Origin of the sequence: Frigidibacter sp. MR17.24, from assembly GCF_037095655.1 — a bacterium.
Classification (GTDB): domain Bacteria; phylum Pseudomonadota; class Alphaproteobacteria; order Rhodobacterales; family Rhodobacteraceae; genus Frigidibacter.
Map to the genome: position 1 here is coordinate 262,321 of NZ_JBAWKE010000005.1, position 19,118 is coordinate 281,438.

18 protein-coding genes are annotated in these 19,118 nt (G+C 71.1%); 5 read left to right on the forward strand and 13 right to left on the reverse strand.

Annotation, left to right across the window (positions count from 1 at the left end; translation table 11 throughout):
- Positions 1 to 171 precede the first annotated feature (171 nt).
- The 12 genes from V8J39_RS17025 to V8J39_RS17080 all read right to left on the reverse strand — a co-directional run bounded on the left by V8J39_RS17025 (position 172) and on the right by V8J39_RS17080 (position 13,071).
- The gene (locus V8J39_RS17025; RefSeq protein WP_336462143.1) at positions 172 to 1,707 is read right to left on the reverse strand and encodes a fumarate hydratase; all 1,536 of its coding nucleotides are present in this window, start codon (positions 1,705 to 1,707) and stop codon (positions 172 to 174) included.
- A complete protein-coding gene (locus tag V8J39_RS17030; RefSeq protein WP_336462144.1) occupies positions 1,707 to 2,843 on the reverse strand; it encodes a zinc-dependent alcohol dehydrogenase family protein in 1,137 nt (378 codons plus the stop codon). Before V8J39_RS17030 ends, V8J39_RS17025 begins: the two co-directional genes overlap by 1 nt.
- Positions 2,844 to 2,962: 119 nt before the next feature.
- Positions 2,963 to 3,760 carry a glucose 1-dehydrogenase gene (locus tag V8J39_RS17035; protein ID WP_336462145.1) on the reverse strand — a complete coding sequence of 266 codons (798 nt, stop codon included), beginning with the start codon at positions 3,758 to 3,760 and terminating at the stop codon, positions 2,963 to 2,965.
- Positions 3,753 to 5,222 (reverse strand): aldehyde dehydrogenase family protein, encoded by a 1,470-nt coding sequence (locus tag V8J39_RS17040; protein WP_336462146.1) that lies wholly within the window; start codon positions 5,220 to 5,222, stop codon positions 3,753 to 3,755. Before V8J39_RS17040 ends, V8J39_RS17035 begins: the two co-directional genes overlap by 8 nt.
- Positions 5,219 to 5,896, reverse strand: coding sequence for an ABC transporter ATP-binding protein (locus V8J39_RS17045; RefSeq protein WP_336462147.1), 678 nt, complete (start codon positions 5,894 to 5,896; stop codon positions 5,219 to 5,221). Before V8J39_RS17045 ends, V8J39_RS17040 begins: the two co-directional genes overlap by 4 nt.
- Complete coding sequence (locus V8J39_RS17050) at positions 5,889 to 6,647, reverse strand: ABC transporter ATP-binding protein (RefSeq protein ID WP_336462148.1); 759 nt, start codon at positions 6,645 to 6,647, stop codon at positions 5,889 to 5,891. The genes V8J39_RS17045 and V8J39_RS17050 overlap by 8 nt, the downstream gene beginning before the upstream one ends.
- Positions 6,644 to 7,633 carry a branched-chain amino acid ABC transporter permease gene (locus V8J39_RS17055; protein ID WP_336462149.1) on the reverse strand — a complete coding sequence of 330 codons (990 nt, stop codon included), beginning with the start codon at positions 7,631 to 7,633 and terminating at the stop codon, positions 6,644 to 6,646. Before V8J39_RS17055 ends, V8J39_RS17050 begins: the two co-directional genes overlap by 4 nt.
- A complete protein-coding gene (locus V8J39_RS17060) occupies positions 7,633 to 8,538 on the reverse strand; it encodes a branched-chain amino acid ABC transporter permease (RefSeq protein WP_336462150.1) in 906 nt (301 codons plus the stop codon). The genes V8J39_RS17055 and V8J39_RS17060 overlap by 1 nt, the downstream gene beginning before the upstream one ends.
- Positions 8,539 to 8,625: 87 nt before the next feature.
- Positions 8,626 to 9,948 carry an ABC transporter substrate-binding protein gene (locus V8J39_RS17065; protein WP_336462151.1) on the reverse strand — a complete coding sequence of 441 codons (1,323 nt, stop codon included), beginning with the start codon at positions 9,946 to 9,948 and terminating at the stop codon, positions 8,626 to 8,628.
- A gap of 216 nt (positions 9,949 to 10,164) precedes the next feature.
- A complete protein-coding gene (locus V8J39_RS17070) occupies positions 10,165 to 11,154 on the reverse strand; it encodes a LysR substrate-binding domain-containing protein (protein ID WP_336462152.1) in 990 nt (329 codons plus the stop codon).
- 59 nt (positions 11,155 to 11,213) lie between these two features.
- Entirely contained in the window at positions 11,214 to 11,927 is a 714-nt protein-coding gene (locus V8J39_RS17075) for a class I SAM-dependent methyltransferase (protein WP_336462153.1), read from the reverse strand.
- 4 nt (positions 11,928 to 11,931) lie between these two features.
- Positions 11,932 to 13,071 carry a CaiB/BaiF CoA transferase family protein gene (locus tag V8J39_RS17080; protein WP_336462154.1) on the reverse strand — a complete coding sequence of 380 codons (1,140 nt, stop codon included), beginning with the start codon at positions 13,069 to 13,071 and terminating at the stop codon, positions 11,932 to 11,934.
- Positions 13,072 to 13,488: 417 nt separating this feature from the next.
- Here V8J39_RS17080 and V8J39_RS17085 point away from each other — a divergent pair, with 417 nt between their 5' ends.
- The 5 genes from V8J39_RS17085 to V8J39_RS17105 all read left to right on the forward strand — a co-directional run bounded on the left by V8J39_RS17085 (position 13,489) and on the right by V8J39_RS17105 (position 18,756).
- A complete protein-coding gene (locus tag V8J39_RS17085; protein ID WP_336462155.1) occupies positions 13,489 to 14,382 on the forward strand; it encodes an MBL fold metallo-hydrolase in 894 nt (297 codons plus the stop codon).
- A 150-nt stretch (positions 14,383 to 14,532) separates the two neighbouring features.
- A complete protein-coding gene (locus V8J39_RS17090) occupies positions 14,533 to 15,351 on the forward strand; it encodes an HpcH/HpaI aldolase/citrate lyase family protein (RefSeq protein ID WP_336462156.1) in 819 nt (272 codons plus the stop codon).
- Positions 15,348 to 16,712 carry an MmgE/PrpD family protein gene (locus V8J39_RS17095; protein ID WP_336462157.1) on the forward strand — a complete coding sequence of 455 codons (1,365 nt, stop codon included), beginning with the start codon at positions 15,348 to 15,350 and terminating at the stop codon, positions 16,710 to 16,712. Before V8J39_RS17090 ends, V8J39_RS17095 begins: the two co-directional genes overlap by 4 nt.
- Before the next feature lie 23 nt (positions 16,713 to 16,735).
- Positions 16,736 to 17,896, forward strand: coding sequence for an acyl-CoA dehydrogenase family protein (locus V8J39_RS17100; RefSeq protein WP_336462165.1), 1,161 nt, complete (start codon positions 16,736 to 16,738; stop codon positions 17,894 to 17,896).
- 11 nt (positions 17,897 to 17,907) lie between these two features.
- Positions 17,908 to 18,756, forward strand: a complete 849-nt coding sequence (locus V8J39_RS17105; protein WP_336462158.1) for an FAS1-like dehydratase domain-containing protein — start codon at positions 17,908 to 17,910, stop codon at positions 18,754 to 18,756.
- Between the two features lie 270 nt (positions 18,757 to 19,026).
- Here the strand turns inward: V8J39_RS17105 and V8J39_RS17110 are convergent.
- The coding region (locus tag V8J39_RS17110; RefSeq protein WP_336462166.1) for an electron transfer flavoprotein subunit alpha at positions 19,027 to 19,118 on the reverse strand (92 nt) is incomplete at its 5' end.

Below are 19,118 nucleotides of genomic sequence, written 5' to 3' on the forward strand. Positions count from 1 at the left end.
TGACACTTTCGCTTTGCTCATGGGTGACAATCAAGCCGCACCGCTTCCGAGCACACGGCTCGTGGATCCCCGAACCGGCCTGCAGCCGGGCCGGCGCCCCGCGACCGCCCTGTCGGCGACATCCTTGGCCCTGGCCGTGGGACGGCGCAGCCGTCACGCCCCCACCGTCCGTCACGGCCCGGCGCGGCCCACCGGGGCGTCGACCGCCGTCGCGAGGCCGCGCCATCGCGCCGGGCCCAGCCGGTGGATGGACCCGCCCCGGGCATCGACGGCGACGGTCACCGGCATGTCCTCGACGCGGAATTCGCGCACCGCCTCCATGCCGAGATCCTCGAACGCGACCGGGCGCGAGGCGCGGATCGCGCGCGCCACCAGAACGGCCGCGCCGCCGACCGCGATCAGGTAGGTGGCCCCGGCCGCGGCGATGCGCTCCACCGTGTCCGCACCGCGCTCGGCCTTGCCGATCATCGACAGCAGCCCCTGGTCGAGCACCATTTGCGTATAGCCGTCCATCCGCGACGACGTGGTCGGGCCGGCGGGGCCCACCACCTCGTCCCCGACCGGATCGACCGGCCCGACATAGTAGACGACACGGTCCTTCAGCGAGACCGGCAGCGCCTCGCCCCGGGCCAGCATCTCGGCCATGCGCCGGTGCGCCGCGTCGCGCGCGGTGAGGATGTGCCCCGACAGCAGCAGCCGCTCGCCGGGCTGCCACTGCGCCATCTCCGCGCGGGTCAGCCGATCAAGATCGACGCGGCGCGGCGCGTCCCCCGCCGCCGCGGCGGCGATGCGCGGGATCCGCGAGATGTCGGGCGGATCGAGATAGACCGGCCCCTCGCCCGTCAGCGTCACCTTCGCGTGCCGGTTGGCCGCGCATTGCGGCACGAGCGCGACCGGAAGCGAGGCCGCATGGGTCGGATAGGTGGCAAGCTTCACGTCGACCACCGTGGTCAGCCCGCCCAGCCCCTGCGCCCCGATCCCCAGCGCGTTGATGCGGCGGTATAGGTCGATGCGCCACTCCTCGGCGCGGCTCTGCGGGCCGCGCGCCAGCAGGTCGGACATGTCGATGTCCTCCATCAGCGCGGCCTTGGCGATCAGCATCGCCTTCTCGGCACTGCCGCCGACGCCGACCGAGATCACCCCGGGCGGGCACCATCCGGCCCCGAGGCCCTCGACCGTCGCGACCACCCAGTCCGCGACCGAGGCGGCCGGGTTCAGCGTGGTGAACCGGGCCTTGTTCTCGGACCCGCCGCCCTTGGCCGCGATCGCAAGCGTCAGCGCCCGGCCGGGCACCAGCGCGACATGGGTGACCGCGGGCGTGTTGTCACGGGTGTTGCGCCGCGCGAACAGCGGATCGGCGACCATCGAGGCGCGCAGCGGGTTGCCGGCATCGCGATAGGCCTGTCGGACGCCCTCGTCGACCAGCTCGGCCAGGCTGCGGTCGCCCTCGATCACCACCGACTGGCCGAGCGTCGCGAAGACGGTGACCATGCCGGTGTCCTGGCAGACCGGCCGCTGCCCCAGCGCGGCCAGCCGCGCGCTTTCCAGGATCTGCCCGATCGCGTCGCGCGCGGCCGGGCTGCGTTCGCGGCCATGGGCGGCGATCAGGTGCGAAAGATAGTCCGGCGCGTGGTAGACGGCGATGTACTGCAACGTCGCGCGCACCGTCTCGACGATGTCGTCGGCACGGATCAGCGTCGGGCGCATCAGTCGAACAGCACCACCTGCCGGATCGCCTCGCCGCGGTCCAGCAGGTCGAACCCCTCGTTGATCCGGTCGAGCGTCAGCGTCCCGGTCAGCAGCCGGTTCACCGGCAGCTGGCCCGCGCGGTACATGCGGATGAAGCGCGGTATGTCGCGCTGCGGCACGCACGACCCCATGTAGCTGCCCTTCACCGTGCGCTCGTCGGCGACGATGTTCACCGCCGGGATGCGGAATTCCGCGGTGGGTGCGGCCAGGCCCGCAGTGACCGTCTGCCCGCCGCGCCGGGTGATCTGGTAGGCGAGGTGGAAGGCCGGGGCGGCGCCCGCCAGCTCGACCGCGTGATCGACGCCGCCGCCCGTCGCCGCGCGGATCTGCGCCGCGGCCTCTGGATCGGCGGCGTTCCAGGTCCGCGTCGCGCCGAGATCGCGCGCCACCGCCAGCTTGTCGTCGGACAGGTCGATCGCCACGATCTCGGTCGCGCCGGCCGCGACCGCCCCCAGTAGCGCCGCGAGCCCCACGCCGCCAAGACCGACGATCGCCACGCTCTGGCCCGGCTGGACGCGGCAGGTGTTCAGGATCGCCCCGACCCCGGTCTGCACCGCGCAGCCAAACAGCGCCAGCTCGGCGAAGGGAATGTCGGGCGCGTCCACCTTCACCACCGAATGGCGCGACACCACGGCATGCTCGGCATAGCCCGAGACGCCGCAGTGATGGTGGATCTCGTGGTGGTCATGGCAGTCGTGCAGCCGGATCTCGCCGGACATCAGCACGCCGCGGCCATTCGCGGCCGCCCCGGGGATGCACAGCGCCGCCCGCCCCTCGGCGCAGGGCAGGCAGGTGCCGCAGCTGGGCTGGAAGGTCATCACCACCCGATCGCCCGGCGCGATGTCGCGGATCGCCGATCCGACCTCGACGACCTCGCCCGCCGCCTCGTGCCCCAGCACCATCGGCACCGGGCGCGGCCGGTTGCCGTTGATCACCGACAGGTCGGAATGGCACAGCCCCGCGGCGCCGATCCGGATCAGCAGCTCCTCGGGGCCCGGCGGGTCCAGCTCGACCTCCTCGATCACCAGTGGCCGGCTCTCGGCGAAGGGGGCGGTGGCGGGCGAGGCCTTCAGGATGGCGGCGCGGGTTCTCATGACGGACTCCTGCAGGGATCCCGCCCCCGCGGCGCAGGTCGCGCCGGGTGGCGGGGCGTCGAATTCAGCACGCGGTGGTCGGCGATCGGGGTCAGGCAGGGCGGGTCAGGCCGGGCGGTTCAGATCGTGCGTCCGCCATCGACCGGAAGCAACACGCCGGTGATGAACTCGGCATCGTCCGACGCAAGGTACAGCGTCGCCCGCGCGATGTCCTCGGGGCGCGACATCCGGCCCATCGGGATCGTGGCGATGAAACGGGCGCGGTTCTCGGGCGTGTCGGGGACGCCCATGAACGCCTCGAGCAGCCCGGTCTCGCCCATCACCGGGCAGATCGCGTTCACCCGGATCCGGTCCGGCGCAAGCTCCACCGCCATCGACTGCGACAGGATGTTCACCGCGCCCTTGGTCGAGTTGTACCAGGTCAGCCCCGGGCGCGGTCGGATCCCGGCGACCGACCCGATGTTGACGATCGACCCGCCGCCCTTGGCGCGCATCATCGGCACGATGATCCGGCTCATCAGGAAGATCGACTTCACGTTGATCGCGTAGACGCGGTCGAACTCCTCTTCGGTGACCTCCATCATCGGTTTGTTGCGATGGGTCCAGCCGGCGTTGTTGACGAAGATGTCGGGTGCGCCGAACCGCTCGACGACCGCGTCGACCGCGGCCTGCATCTGCGCCGCGTCGGTCACGTCGGCCGCGAGCGCGATCGCGCTGTCGCCGATCGACCCGGCGACCGCCGCCGCCGCATCCGCCCGCAGGTCGAGCACGCCGACCTTCGCGCCCTCGGCCGCGAAAAGCCGCGCGATGCCCTCGCCGAACCCACCGCCCGCGCCGGTCACCACCGCGACCTTGCCCTCGAGCCGTCCCTTGCCGAGGGCCGTGCCCTCGGTCCAGCTTCTGCCGTGTTCAGTCATGCTTGATCACCAGTGTCTTGAGTGCCGAGAATTCATAGAGGGCCTCGAAGCCCTTCTCGCGGCCGTGGCCGGATTTCTTGACGCCGCCGAAGGGAAGCTCGATCCCGCCCCCCGCGCCGTAGGCGTTGACATAGACCTGCCCGGCCCGGATCTGCCGCGCGACGCGGATCGCGCGCGCGGTGTCGCGGGTCCAGACCCCGGCGATCAGCCCGTAGTCGGTGCCGTTGGCCAGGGCGACCGCATCGGCCTCGTCTTCGAACGGGATCGCGGCCAGGACCGGCCCGAAGACCTCGTCGCGGGCAAGCGCGTTGTCGCGTGGCACCGGGCCGAAGACGACCGGATCGACGTAGAAGCCGCCCTCGGGCGCCGCCTCCTGCCGCGCACCGCGGGCGATGACCGGCACGCCCTCGGCCTCGGCCCGGGCGATGAAGGACTGCACCGCCGCCTGCTGGCGGGCGCTGATGATCGGGCCAAGGTCCGGCGTGTCGTCGGGCGCGCCTGCGCGCAGCGCGGCGAAGCGCTCGGCCACCATCGGCATCAGCCGGTCCCACAGCCCCTTGTGCACCAGAAGGCGCGCCCCCGCGGAACAGGTCTGGCCCGCGTTCTGCACGATCGCGCCGACGACGACCGGCAGCGCCGCCTCCAGATCGGCATCCTCGAACAGGATCTGCGGCGACTTGCCGCCCAGTTCCAGCACGCAGCCGATGTGGTTCTGCGCCGCCGCCGTCTGGATCATCACGCCCACCCGCGGCGAGCCCGTGAAGGCGATGAAGTCGATGCCCGGATGGTCGGCCAGCGCCTGGCCCGCCTCGTGGCCATAGCCCGGCACGACGTTGATCGCCCCCGGCGGGAAGCCGGCCTCGGCCGCCAGTTCGGCGATGCGCAGCGGCGTGAGGCAGGCGTCCTCGGCCGGCTTCAGCACCGTCGCGTTGCCCATCGCCAGCGCCGGGCCCAGCGTGCGCCCGATCATCTGCGCGGGGTAGTTCCAGGGGATGATGTGGCCGGTGACGCCCAGAGGGTCGCGCTCGCCGGTGACGTAATAGCCGCGCTGGAACGGGATCTGCTCGCCATGCACCTTGTCCGCCGCGCCGCCATAGAATTCGAAGTAGCGCGCCGCCGCCTCGATGTCGGCGCGCGCGGTCTTCATGGGCTTGCCGCAGTCGCGCGCCTCGAGCGCCGCCAGCTCGTCGAAATTGTCGAGGATCAGCTGGCCCAGCCGCGACAGCAGCCGCCCGCGCTCGGTCGCCGACAGCCGCGACCACGCGCCGCCCTCGAAGGCGCGGCGCGCGGCGGCCACGGCCGCGTCGATCTCGGCCGCGCCGCCCGCGGCGATCTCGGCGAAGACCACGCCCTCGGCCGGGGCCACCACCGGGATCGTGCGCGCGACGGCGCGCCATTCGTTGTCGATGAACACGCCCTTCGCGGGGGTCACCCGCGCGGCGCGGGGAAAGTCGAGTGTCATGCGGCGACCCTTTCCTTGGTGATGTCGCTGTCGATCTGGCCCCGCTCGACGGTGATGACGCGCGAGGCGAAGCTGTCCAGCAGCTCGGGGTTGGATTCGGTGATGATGATGGCCAGCGTCGGGTCGATCTCGCGCAGGCGGCCAAGCGCCTCGGCGTAGCGCCCCGCCAGCACCGGGGCGAGGCCCTGGAACGGCTCGTCCAGCATCAGCAGCCGCGTCGAGAGCATCAGCGCCCGCCCCAGCGCCACCATCTTGCCCTGTCCGCCCGAGACCGAGCCCGCCGGGCGCGGCCCCAGCGTCTCAAGCTCGGGCATCACCTGATAGATCCGGTCGAGCCTGCGCCGGGTCTCGGCCTCGTCGAGGCGCGCCACCCGGGCCGGCAGCAGGATGTTCTCTGTGATGGTGAAGCGCGAGAACAGCCGCCGGTCCTCGGGCGCGTAGCCGATGCCAAGCCCCGGGCGCAGGTGCGGCGCGACCGCGGCGAGATCGGCCCCCTGGAAGCGCAGCGTGCCCCGGCTGGCGGTGAAGCCCATGATCGTGCGCAGAAGCGTGGTCTTGCCCGCGCCGTTGCGCCCGACCAGCGCCACCGTCTCGGCCGGATCGACCGAGAAGGTGATGCCGCGCAGGATCGGGATCGCGCCGATCGAGGCGTCGACGGATCTCAGGTCAAGCATGTCCACCCCCGATCACGTTGCGGATCACGTCGGGGTCGTTCAGCACGACCTCGGGCCTGCCGGTCATCTGGATCACCCCCTGCGCCCAGACCGCGACCCGCGTCGCGTAGAGGCGCACCATCTCCATGTCGTGCTCGACGAAGACCGAGCTGACCCTGGCCGCGCGCAGCGCGTTCATCAGCACCTCCATCACCCCGAACTTGTCGGCCGAGGCGACGCCCGATGTCGGCTCGTCCATCAGCAGCACCTTCGGTTTCAGCGCGAGTGCCAGCGCGATGTCGACAAGCTTGCGCTTGCCCTCCGGCAGTTCCGAGGCCAGCCGGTCGCGCACGTCGGTGCAACCCACCAGCTCCAGCATCTCCTCCATCGCGCGCCGCTCGGGGATCGCGTGCAGGTCGCGCAGCGGGTTCCAGCGCCGGGCATGGGCCGCCCCCGCGATCAGCATGTTCTCAAGCACCGTCTGCTCGGTGAACAGCTGCGGGATCTGGAAGGCCCGGGCGACGCCGGCGCGGGTGATGCGCCGTGGCGGCTGGCCGGTGATCTCGCGCCCGCCCAGCGTCACCCGGCCGCCCTGCGGCGTCAGGTAGCCGGTGCAGATGTTGAGGAACGTCGTCTTGCCCGCACCGTTCGGCCCGATGATCGCAAGGTGCTCGCCCTCGTGCAGCGACAGGTCGATTCCGTCCGCCGCGATGATGCCGCCAAAGCGCAGCTTCAGCCCCTCGGCCCGCAGAAGCAGTTCGCCACCGCTCATCGCCGCACCTCCATGCTCTGCCGGCCGGTCTCCACCGGCTCGGACGCCGGCCGCGGGCGCCGCCGCGTCGCGCGCTGCCACAGTTCCACCAGCCCGCCCGGCGCCCACAGGATGATCGCGATCAGCACGACCCCCAGGATCAGCTGCCAGCTGTCGTCGAGGATCGCGGCGGCGAAGGTGCGCACGGTCTCGAAGATCACCGTGCCGGCGAAGGCGCCCGCCACATGGCCCTGCCCGCCCAGCACCGCGATGAACACCAGCTCGGCCGAGCGCGACCAGAACCCGTGTTCGGGCGTGGCCAGGCCCTGCACCGTGCCCATCAGCACCCCACCCAGCCCGCACAGCACCGCCGAGACGACATAGCCCGCCAGCAGCACGTGCCGTGCCGACAGGCCCAGGTATTCCAGCCGGGTCTCGTTCGTCTTCACCGCCCGCAGCGCCTGCCCGAGCGGCGAGCGCAGGTAGCGCCAGACCAGCAGGAAGCAGACCGCGGCGATCCCGAGCGAGACGTAGAACATCACGATGTCGAATTCCGCGCGCTTGAACTCGAACCCCATCAGCGTCGGGCGGCGGATGCGCATCCCGTCCGACCCGCCGGTGATGTGGAAGGCCTTTTCGAGGATCGAGTAGAGCACCATCGAGAAGGCGAGATTGATCATCCCGAAGAAGATGCCGCGATAGCGGGTGACGAACAGCCCGACCAGCAGACCCGCCACCATCGAGGCAGCCATCGCCGCCAGCACCAGCAGCGTCAGGTCGATGTCGCGCCAGGCCGACGACAGGAAGGCCGCGGCATAGGCGCCGATGGCGAAGTACATCGCATGGCCGAAGGACACCTGGTCGGCGCGGATCAGCACGAGGATCCCCAGCACCGCCAGGCTCTTGGCCAGGCACATGGTCACGAAGACCGTCAGGTTGTCGGCGTAGAACGGCAGTCCCGCGAGGACGGCGAGCAGCACGAGGAAGGCGATCAGGGCCGGGCGCATCAGATCTTCCTCACCGTTTCGCGGCCGAAGAGGCCGGAGGGGCGGACCAGCAGCACCAGCACCATGATGAGATAGGGCATGATCACCTCAAGCTCGGGGCTGAGATAGACGGCGAAGGACCGCGCGATGCCGATCATCAGCGCCGAGATCGCCGCGCCCTCGATCTGGCCAAGCCCGGCGGTCGCGGCGACGGCGAAGGACAGCACGATCATGTTCGCCCCCATCCCGGTGACGAGCGAGGTCGTGGGCGTGGCCAGCGCGCCGCCAAGCGCGGCGAAGCAGGCGCCTAGGATGAAGGTCATCAGGTAGACGCGGGTGGCGTTGATGCCGATCGCGGTCGCGGCCTCGCGGTCCTCGGTCACCGCAAGGATCTGCGCCCCCATGCTGGTGTGGCGCAGGAACCACCGCAGGCCGATCAGCACCGCCACCGCCGCCAGCGGCAGGAACAGCACCTGATAGGCGGTGTAATTGATGCCCAGCACCGAGACGTTGCCCAGCAGCGTCAGCGGCTCGGACATGTAATAGGGCTGCACGCCCCAGATCATCCGCTGCAGGTTCTCGAGGATCATGAACACCGCGAAGGTGACCAGAAGCTGCAGGATCGGCTCCTTGGAATAGATCCGCTGCAGCAGCAGCCGCTCGATCGCGCCGCCCAGCACGACCCCCACCACCACCGCCGCCACGACCAGCGCCGGGAAGGTCAGCCAGGGGTTGTACCCGGCCGCCACCAGCCACTGGCCAAGCGTCGCGGTGACATAGGCACCGATCGCATAGAGGCTGCCGTGGGCGATGTTGAGGATGCCCAGCACGCCGAAGATCAGGGTCAGGCCCACCGCCACCAGGAACAGCAGCGCCGCATAGGCGACCCCGTCCAGCAGCGCCAGGACGACAAGGTTCAGTGTCATGGCTTCATTCCAAGGGCCCGCGCGGGGGCACGATCGGGAAGAGGCGGCCCGGGCGTCGCCACGCGGCGGCGCCCGGTCGCAACCGGGTCAGCTCGGGTCGTAGGCCTTGCCCTCGAGATCGAGCGTGCCGGGCTCGAACTCCGAGATCCAGTCGAGCGAGGTGGTGCCGACCGGCGGCATCAGGCTTCCGCCGTCGTAGATCTCGATGTCCTTGATGACGCGGAACGGATAGGCCGGGTCGGTGCCGGTGGTGCCCACCAGCTGCGCCTCGACCGACTGGCCGTCCTCGCGCACCGTCAGCGGCCGGCCGAAGCCCTGGAACTCCAGCCCGACCATCGCCTCGGCCACCTGATCCTTGTCGGGCCAGCCGCCGGTGGTCTCGATCGCCTTGTCATAGGCGGCCTCGAGCGCGGCGAAGGCCTGCGCCATGTGGTAGACCGAATAGATCGGATAGGACCCGGTGCGCGCCTTGAAGTCGTCGGTGAACTGCTTGAACTCCGGCTCGTCGCGGCGTTCGGGATGCAGGAAGTAGTGATCCCCCCGCGCCGCCACGATCACGCCGTCAGGCAGCGCGTCGCCCAGCCGCTCGAGCGAGCTTTCGGCAAGGGCCAGCACGAAGGTCGACTGCTCGAACAGCCCGCGCTGCTGGGCCTGGCGCACGAAGGTGTCCAGATCGCCCCCCCACGAGGTCGACAGGATCACGTCGGGCTTCAGCGCCTGCAGCCGCGACACCTCGGCCGAGAAGTCGGGCGCGCCGAAGGCGGGGAAGAGTTCCGCCACCACCTCGACGTCGGGGCGCTCTTTCTTCAGCGCCTCCGAGAAGATCTGCCAGCTGTCGCGGCCCCAGGCATAGTCCTGGTTGACGACGGCGATGGTCTTGAAGTCGGGATGGGTCTTGAGAAGGTAGGCCAGCGGCGCGAGAACCTCGGGCGTGGCATTGGCCTGGGTGCGGAAGACGTAGTCGTAATCGTCATCCTCGAGGATCTTCTGGGTGCCGCAGTCCCACATGAAGTTCAGCACTTCAAGATCCTCGGCCAGGGGCGCGATCTTGTTGCAGATCCCCGACGAGATCGAGGCGAACATCACGTCGACGCCCACGTCCTCGGCCAGGCGCCGGTACTCGGCCAGCAGCGTCTCGAGCCCGGCCCCCTCGTCGATGAAGGTCAGCTTGACCGGAACGCCGTCGATGCCGCCGCGGGCATTGAGCTGTTCGGCCAGCATCTCGGCCGCGTGGCGCGCGGGCACGCCGAAGACCGAGGCCGGGCCCGAACTGTAGGTGGTGATGCCGATGTTCAGCTCTGCCGGCTTGTCCTGCGCCAGCGCAGCCCCTCCGGTCAGCGCAGAGCTCAGCAGCAGCGCGGCGGCAACAGAGCCGGGGCCGCGCCGAAAAGGCGTGGTTGTGAAATGCATTTTGTTCTCCTCCCGCTCCCGGAACACTGGTTCCTCCCTCGGGAGCTGCAGCGATCATCGCAGCCAGATCCGCCCCGGTTCAAATTGAGAATAATGCTGGCCCCCATAACTTCCCTGTCTGGATGACGCGTTTGCTGCAGCCACGACTTATGGCCCGCGTGGAACGGGACGGCGTCGTACGACGGAGTGGATGGCTTGGCCGGGCGGGCCGGAAGATCAGCGCGCGGGGGCCGCGCTGCCTTGGGTGCTCCCCTGGACGATCCCCTCGGCGGCCGTGGCGCCGGCCCAGGTCCCGGTCGCCAGCAGGTCGCGCAGCACGTCCTGGATCAGGTGGTGCACGGCCGAGACGGCATTGGTCATCGGTCGGTCCTCGGAATGCGCGAGGAAGGCCGAGCGCCGGATCTGCGGCGCCTCGATCGACCAGCACTGCATCTCGCCCGCCGCCAGCTCGCGCTTGATGCCGTTGCGCGGCAGGATCGAGCAGCCGAACCCCGCCCTCACCAGCTCCTTGATGTTGGAATAGCTGTCGACCTCGATCGCCACGCTCAGCCGGCTCTGCCGCGCAAGCGCCGCCTCGTTCAGCAGGATCCGCAGCCCGTGCGCCTGCCCCGGCACGATCAGCGGGATCTCGGCCAGGCGCGCGAAGGGCAGCGCCAGCCCCTCGGGCGGCAGGCCCAGACCCGCGGCGTCGACCCGGCGGCAGAAGAACACCAGCTCCTCCGACAGCACCTCGAGCAGGGCGAGGTTCTGCCCCTCGGACTGGCCGTAGACCAGCGCGAGGTCGATGCGCGCATCCGTCAGCCACTCGGCGACGAAGCCGCTCATCGCCTCGGCCAGACGCAGCTGGATCGAGGGATAGCGGCGGTGCGCGGCGACGATCAGCGGCACCGAGAGGATCTCGCTGATCGTGCCGGGCAGGCCGACGCGCACCACCCCGGCCGGGTCGCTGTCATGGCCGCGGATCTCCTCCTCGGCGATGGTCATCTGGTTGAGGATGATGCGGGCATTGCGCAGCAGGATCTCGCCCGCCTCCGTCGGGGCGACGCCCTTGGGGCTGCGGTACAGCAGCGCCGTGCCCAGGTCCCGCTCCATGTTGCGCACGTGCAGCGACAGCGCGGGCTGGGCGATATTGAGGAACGACGCCGCCTGCGAGAACGACCCCTGTTCGACGATGGCGATGAAATAGCGAAGCTGCCGGAGATCCATGGGGTGATCGTATCCGGCCCGCGACGGGCGACAAGGGTCTGCCCGCCGGGGCGCGCGGGCTAGGGCGCGCGACGCAGCGTCCAGCAGATGATCGGCTGGGTCAGCACCGCCTGGCCGTCGCGCAGCTCGATGTTCTCGCGCCAGGCCCGGCGCAGCGACGCCCGGTTCTCCTGCGCAAGCCGCTCGCGCTCCGGATCGGCCCGCATGAGATAGGCGACGAAGGCCTCGAGCCCGTCGAACCGCGTCTCGCGGTCCCAGCGCTTGAGGTCCACGAGTTCCGCCCCCCGCGCCGCGATCACGGCCTCGATCGCGGCGACGGCCTCGGCCCGGACCGCGGTCTCGTCCTCGACCGGCTGCATCACGCGAAAGAAGCTGCCCGCCGCCGCCGGCTCGCAGATCACCAGATGCCCGGCCGCGGCCAGCGCCCGGGCCAGTGCCGGCTGCATCGCCGGCCCCGGCACGTGGTGCAGCGAGTTGACCATGATCGCCGCGTCGAAGCCGCCAAGCTCGGGCGGCAGGGCCTCGATCCCGATCGCCTGGAACCGCGCGGCGGGCGCGATGCGGCGCGCATGGTCGATCTGCGCCGCGTCGGGGTCGATGCCGGTGACCTCGAACCCGCGCGCCACCAGCTGCCCCGCGATCATGCCGCCACCGCAGCCGATGTCGAGCACCCGCCGGGCGCCGAGCGCGCGAAGCTCGTCGGCCAGCGCCTCGGCGACGTCGTGCTTGAGCGTCCGGCCCCGGCGCAGCGGATCGGCATTCAGCGCGGCCATCGCCCTACTCCGCCGCCAGCGGGCCGAACTCGCGCAGCACCGCCTCGGTATGTTCGCCAAGGGCAGGCACCGCGCCAAGGTCGGGCGGCGTGTCGTCGATCAGCGCGCCGGGGGCCAGCATCCGCACCGGGCCGGTGGGGCTGTCGATGGTGACGTAGCGGTTCTGGGGATGGCGCGACAGATCCTCGAGATCGGAGACGCGGCCGAAGGCGATGTTGGCCGCGTGCAGCCGGGCGGCAAGCTCGTCGCGGCTGTGGCGGGCGAAGAGTTCGGCGATCAGCCCGTCCAGCGCCGGGCGATGCGCGACCCGCGCGGAATTGTCGGCAAAGCGCGGGTCGCTCGCGATCTCGGGCCGCTCCAGCACCTTGGTGCACAGGTTGGCCCATTCGCGTTCGTTCTGGATCGAGAGCAGCACCAGCTTGCCGTCACTGCCCGCGAAGGCGCCGTAGGGCGCGATCGTCGGATGGCTGAGGCCCGAGCGCACCGGCGTCTTGCCGCCGTAGACGTATTGCAGGTAGGGCACGTTCATCCAGTCGCTCAGCGCGTGGAACAGCGAGACCGCGACATGGCGGCCGCGGCCGGTGGTGTGCCGCGCGTACAGCGCCTGCAGCACCGCCTGATGCGCGGTCATCCCCGCCGCGATGTCGCAGACCGAGACGCCGACCCGCGCCATCTCCTCGCCGCTGCCGGTGATCGAGGACAGCCCGCTTTCAGCCTGCACCAGCAGGTCGTAGGCCTTCAGCTCGCGGAACGGACCGTCGTCGCCATAGCCCGAGATCGAGACGGTGATGAGCCGCGGATTGCGGGCGCGCAGCGCCTCGGGGTCGAAGCCCAGGCGCTCGATGGCCCCGGGCGCGAGGTTCTGGATGAACACGTCGGCCGCGTCGATCATCCGCGCGAGCGTCGCCTTCGCCGCCGCGTCGCGCAGGTCGAGGCAGACCGATTCCTTGCCGCGGTTGAGCCAGGCGAAATAGGCGCTCTCGCCGTGGACGAGCCGGTCGTAGCCGCGGGCGAAATCACCCTCCGGACGTTCGATCTTGATCACCCGCGCGCCGGCCTCCGCCAGGCGCGAGGCGCAATAGGGCGCCGCGACCGCCTGTTCGACAGAGACGACGAGAAGTCCGGCGAGGTCTTTGGGGGCCATGTTCGGGTCCGTTTCGAAGGTCCCCCGCCGGGCGCGGGGGGTCCCCGAGACGATCCGCGATCCAAGCGATCACATCAAATAACAGCTTTCTACGGCCACCATAACGGGAATGTATGGCGCGCCGCCAAGGCCCGCCCTGCCCTGCCGCAACCCGCCGGCACGGGACGCGGCCTGTCCACGCCGGTGCCGGACTCCGCCGGGGCGCGCCCGGCAGCGGAAACCTTTCGTTATCGGCGCCATCGCAAATCGCTCTTTGGGCCGGGTTTCGCGCCGGGCTTACGCTCGTCCCGCGCTCCGTGGAGGACGGGGCGAGTGGAGGACAAGTTATGGCACATCTGACCACGCCGGCGCTGAGCCGCCGGCACCTGCTTCTGTCTGCCGGCGCCGCGGGACTGGCGGCGGTGGCGCCGCCGGCCCTTGCCAAGGCCCCGCCGCTCGGGACCACGGTGCCGGGCTGGTACCGCTTTCGCGATCGGCGACATCGAGGCCACGATCATCTCGGACGGGCTGCTCGACCTCGGGTCGGCCAACGCCCAGTTCCCGGCCGCCCCGCCCGAGGACATCGCCCGGATCATGGCCGAGGAGTTCCTGCCGGTCGACCCGATGATGCTCGAGCAGAACGCGCTGGTGCTGAACATCAACCAGCGGGTGGTGCTGTTCGACAGCGGCATGGGGTCGGACCAGCTGTTCGGCGACAAGGCCGGGCGGCTGATCCGCAACCTCGCCGCCGCCGGGATCGCGCCCGAGCAGGTCGACGACATCGTGCTGACGCATGCCCATTGCGACCACTGCTGGGGCATGGTGGGCGACGGCGGCGCGCTGAACTTCCCCAATGCGCAGGTCCACATCTCGCAGGCCGATTTCGAGTTCTGGACCGACGAGGCCAAGCTTTCGGCCGAGGGCTTCCTGCCGACCTTCGTCAAGGGCGCGCGCCGCAACCTGATGCCCTATCGCGACCGGATGCTGTTCGTCACCGACGGGCAGGAGGTGCTGCCGGGCGTCACCGCGATCTCGACCCCCGGGCACACGATGGGCCACATGTCCTACGCGATCAGCTCGGGCAACGAAAGCTTCCTGAACGTGGGCGACGTGGTGCACCACACGGCGCTGCTGTTCCAGAACCCGACCTGGGAATTCGCCTTCGACAGCGATCCTAAGCTTGCCGCGCAGACCCGGGTCAGGCTGTTCGACATGGCCAGCGCCGACGAGACGCGCATGATCGGCTACCACTTCCCCTTCCCCGGTCTCGGCCACATCCGGCGCGAGGGCGACGCCTTCGACTATGTGCCGATCCCGATGACCCATGGCTGAGCGCCGGCCCTGACCCGCGCCTGACCTGCCCCGGCGCCGGCGCCGTACCGCGCCGGGGCATACATTTCCGATATGGCCTATCAGTTTAAATTGTATTCGCAATTATAGCCTCCAGCGCGAATTCTGCGGTCACCCCAAGGAGTCCGCCCGATGACCGCAGCGATTGCCCGGATCTGCCTGCCCCTGTTCGTGCCCGGCGACCGGCCCGAACGCTTTGCCAAGGCCGCCGCCGCGGGCGCGGACGCGGTCTGCATCGACCTCGAGGATGCGGTGTCGCCCGCGGCCAAGGCCGGCGCCCGCGCCCGCCTGGCGCAGGAGATCGCCGCCGCCGCCGCGGGCGGGCCGGTCCTGCTGCGGGTCAATGCCGCCGACACGCCCTGGCACGGCGAGGACCTTGCCGCCGCGGCGGCGCTGCCGCTTGCCGCGATCATGCTGCCGAAGGCCGAAAGCGCGGCGCAGGTGCGCGCGGCGGCGGCGGGCGGACACCCGGTCGTGGCGCTGATCGAAAGCGCCCGCGGGCTCGACCGCGCCGCCGAGATCGCGCAGGCCGCGGCGCGGCTTGCCTTCGGCTCGATCGACTATGCCGCGGACCTTGGCATCGGGCACACGCGGTTTGCGCTGGCGCAGGCGCGGGGGGCGCTGGTGCTGGCCTCGCGCCTCGCGGGGCTGCCGCCGCCGATAGACGGCGTGACCACGGCGATCCGGGACGCGGCGCTGATCGAGGACGATGCCCGCCACGCGGTCGAGATGGGCTTTGGCGGCAAGCTGCTGATCCATCCCGGGCAGATCGCGCCCGCCCGCGCCGGCTTCGCCCCCTCGGACGAGGAGACGGGCTGGGCCCGGCGCGTGCTCGACGCCGCCGGGGACGGTGCGGCGGTGGCCGTCGACGGCGCGATGGTCGACGCGCCGGTGATCGCCCGCGCGCAGGCGCTGCTGGCACGGGTGCAGGACCCGGGAGCATCGGCATGAGCATCACCGCACGCCTTGCCGCCTTCGCCGCCGACCACCCGACCGACGCGCTGCCGCCCGAGGTGCCGCAGCGGGCGCTGGCGCTGACCATCGACCTGATCGGCTCGGCGATCCGCGCCGCGAACCAGTCGGAATCGACCCCGGCCGTCCTTGCGATGCTGCGGCGCATGGGGATGGAGGGGGGCGGCGACTGCACCGTCTTCGGGCTCAACCGCCGCTACGGCCCGGCGGCGGCCGCGCTGCTGAACGGCACCTTCGGCCACTCGCTCGACTTCGACGACACCCATGCCGACAGCTCGCTGCACCCCAGCGCGCCGGTGGTGCCCGCCGCGCTCGCGGCGGCCGAGGTGACCGGGGCCTCGGGCGCCGAGACGCTGGCCGCGATCGTCATCGGCTTCGAGGTCTGCTGCCGTCTCGGGATGGCGCTGGACCCGACCGCGCATTACGCCCGCGGCTTCCATCCCACCGCGACCGCCGGCACCTTCGGCGCGGCGGCGGCGGCAGGACGGCTGTTCGGGCTTGGCCCCGCGCAGATGGCCTCGGCCTTCGGGGTCGCGGCCAGCCAGGCCTCGGGCTCGTTGCAATTTCTTGTCAACGGCGCGTGGAACAAGCGCTATCAGGTCGGCGAGGCCGCGATGAAGGGGCTGATGGCCGCGACCCTCGCCGCCGAGGGCTTCGTCGGCGCGGCCGAGGCGATCGACGGCCTGCACGGCTTCCTTGGCGGCTATTCCGACGGCGCCGTCCCGGCCCGGGCCACCGAGGGGCTGGGCACGGTCTGGGAGACGATGCGGATCGGCGTCAAGCCCTACCCCGCCTGCCGCTACACCCATGCCGCGGTCGACGGGCTGATCGCCCTTGCCCGCGACCACGGCTGGCAGGTGGACGAGGTCGCGTCGGTCACCGTCGGGCTGCACCGCAACGGGATCACGCTGGTCGGCGCACCGCTCGCCGAGAAGCGGCGCGCGCGCAGCGTGGTCGAGGGCCAGTTCTCGATGCCCTTCGCCGTCGGCGTCGCCCTGATGCGGGGCCGCTTCGGCTGGGACGACTACGACCTTCTGGGCGCGCCCGAAGTCGATGCGATCGCCGACCGGACCGAGGTGGTCCGCGACGAGAGCCTCGAGGGCCTGCGCCATCCCTTCGGCGCGACCCTCTCGGTCGTCGCGCGCGGCCGCACCCATGCGCTGCGCATCCCCGACCCCTCCGGCGAGCCCGAGACCTTCCCCGGCCCCGAGGCCTGCGCCGCGAAATTCGCGGCCCTGGCCACGCCAGTGCTGAACGCGGGCGCCGACGACCTTCTCGCCCGGCTGCGCGCGCTCGGTCAGGCGGCCGACCTGCGCGCGCACCTGGCGCACCCCCGATGACAGGAGTTCCCGAGTTGAAAGACATCCAGTCCGCTTCCGAGTCCTATCCCGAGATCCGCGAGGGCATCCGCGCGCTCTGCGAGGGCTTCCCGGCCGAATACCACCGCAAGATCGACGAGGCGCGCGGCTATCCCGAGGACTTTGTCGACGCGCTGACGCGCGAGGGATGGATGGCCGCGCTGATCCCCGAGGCCTACGGCGGCTCGGGCCTGGGCCTGACCGAAGCCTCGGTCATCATGGAGGAGATCAACCGCGCGGGCGGAAATTCGGGCGCCTGCCACGGCCAGATGTACAACATGAACACGCTGATCCGGCACGGGTCCGAGGAACAGCGGCAGACCTACCTGCCCAGGATCGCGACGGGCGAGCTGCGCCTGCAGTCGATGGGCGTGACCGAACCCACCACCGGCACCGACACGACCAAGCTCAAGACCACCGCGGTGCGCCGGGGCGATCGCTATGTCGTCAACGGCCAGAAGGTCTGGATCAGCCGGGTCCAGCATTCCGACCTGATGATCCTGCTCGCGCGCACCACCCCGGTCGACCAGGTCGCCAGGAAGTCCGAGGGGCTGTCGATCTTCCTCGTCGACGTGAAGGAGGCGATGCGCAAGGGCATGGAGGTGCGCCCGATCCTGAACATGGTCAACCACGAGACCAACGAGCTGTTCTTCGACGATCTCGAGATCCCGGTCGAGAACCTGATCGGCGAGGAGGGCAAGGGCTTCAAGTACATCCTGACGGGGCTGAACGCCGAGCGCACGCTGATCGCGGCCGAATGCATCGGCGACGGCTACTGGTTCACCGACCGCGCCACCGCCTATGCCCGCGAGCGGCGGGTCTTCGACCGGCCGATCGGCCAGAACCAGGGCGTGCAGTTCCCGATCGCCGAGGCCCATATCGAGATCGAGGCCGCGAACCTGATGCGCTACGAGGCCTGCCGGAAGTTCGACGCGGGCCTGCCCTGCGGGGCCGAGGCGAACATGGCCAAGTACCTGGCCGCGAAGGCCAGCTGGGAGGCGGCGAACGTCTGCCTGCAGACCCACGGCGGCTTCGGCTTCGCCTGCGAGTACGATGTCGAGCGCAAGTTCCGCGAGACCCGGCTCTACCAGGTCGCGCCGATCTCGACCAACCTGATCCTGAGCTACGTGGCCGAGCATGTGCTGGGCCTGCCGCGCTCGTTCTGACGGAGGCCCCGATGGACACCGCCCTGGATGTCGACCACCTGCGCGGCTGGATCGGATCGACGCACGAGACCACCGACACGATCAGCCCGCGGCTGGCGCGAAGCCTCGCCGCGGTGCTGGACCAGCCCGGCGCGCTTGCCGAGGGCGATCCGGCGCCGCCCGGGATCCACTGGTGCCTGTCACCCGAGATCGCGCCGATGTCCGCGCTCGGGCCCGACGGCCATCCCGCGCGCGGCGGCTTCCTGCCGCCGGTGCCGCTGCCGCGCCGGATGTGGGCGGGGGGCGAGCTGGCCTTCACCGACGCGTTCCGGGTCGGCGACACGGTGCGGCGGCACTCCGAGGTCGAGGAGGTGGTGCTGAAGCAGGGCCGGACCGGGGCGCTCTGCTTCGTCACGCTGCGCCACCGCTACACGACCGGGCGCGGCCCCGCGCTGACCGAGCGCCACGACATCGTCTACCGCGCGCTCGAGGCGCCGGCGGGCGGCACGCCCCCGGCGCCCGACCTGCCCGCGCCGCAAGAGACGTTCAGCGTCGCCGCGACGCCGGTGCTGCTGGCGCGCTATTCCGCCGTGACGTTCAACGGCCACCGCATCCACTACGACCGCGACTATTGCCGCGACGAGGAGGGGTATCCCGGGCTCGTGGTGCACGGGCCGTTGCAGGCCACGTTCCTGCTGGGGCTGTCGGTGCGCATGCTGGGCGGGGCGATGCCGGCGCGCTTCGGCTTCCGCGGCACCTCGCCGCTGTTCGACGGCGGCGCGTTCCACGTCAACGGGGCCACGCGCGGCGCGGGACAGGAGCTTTGGGTGCAATCGGATGCGGGCCGCGTCACCATGCGCGCCGAGGTCACGCCGGCCTGACCTCGCCCGGGCCCGCGGGCCGGCGGATGTCGGCGCGGGTCCCGCGCGCGCGCCCCCCGCAGGGGCATGGGCTCCGGTCACGTCGCGGGGCCGCGCGCCCGATCGGCCCGGACCGCGGCCAAACGGGGCCCGAACCGGCAGCCATCCCGGGGCGCATGTCCCCGATGCGCCTAGGGACCACGACGGCCGCCGGTCCTTGCCGACGCCGACGGATCCGCTGTTCGCGACCACAGCCGACGTGACGGCCAGGCGTGATGGGCGGGCCGGCAATCAGACCTTCTGGGTCAGTTCCGGGACGAGCTGGAAGAGGTCGCCGACCAGGCCGTAATCGGCGACCTGGAAGATCGGGGCTTCCTCGTCCT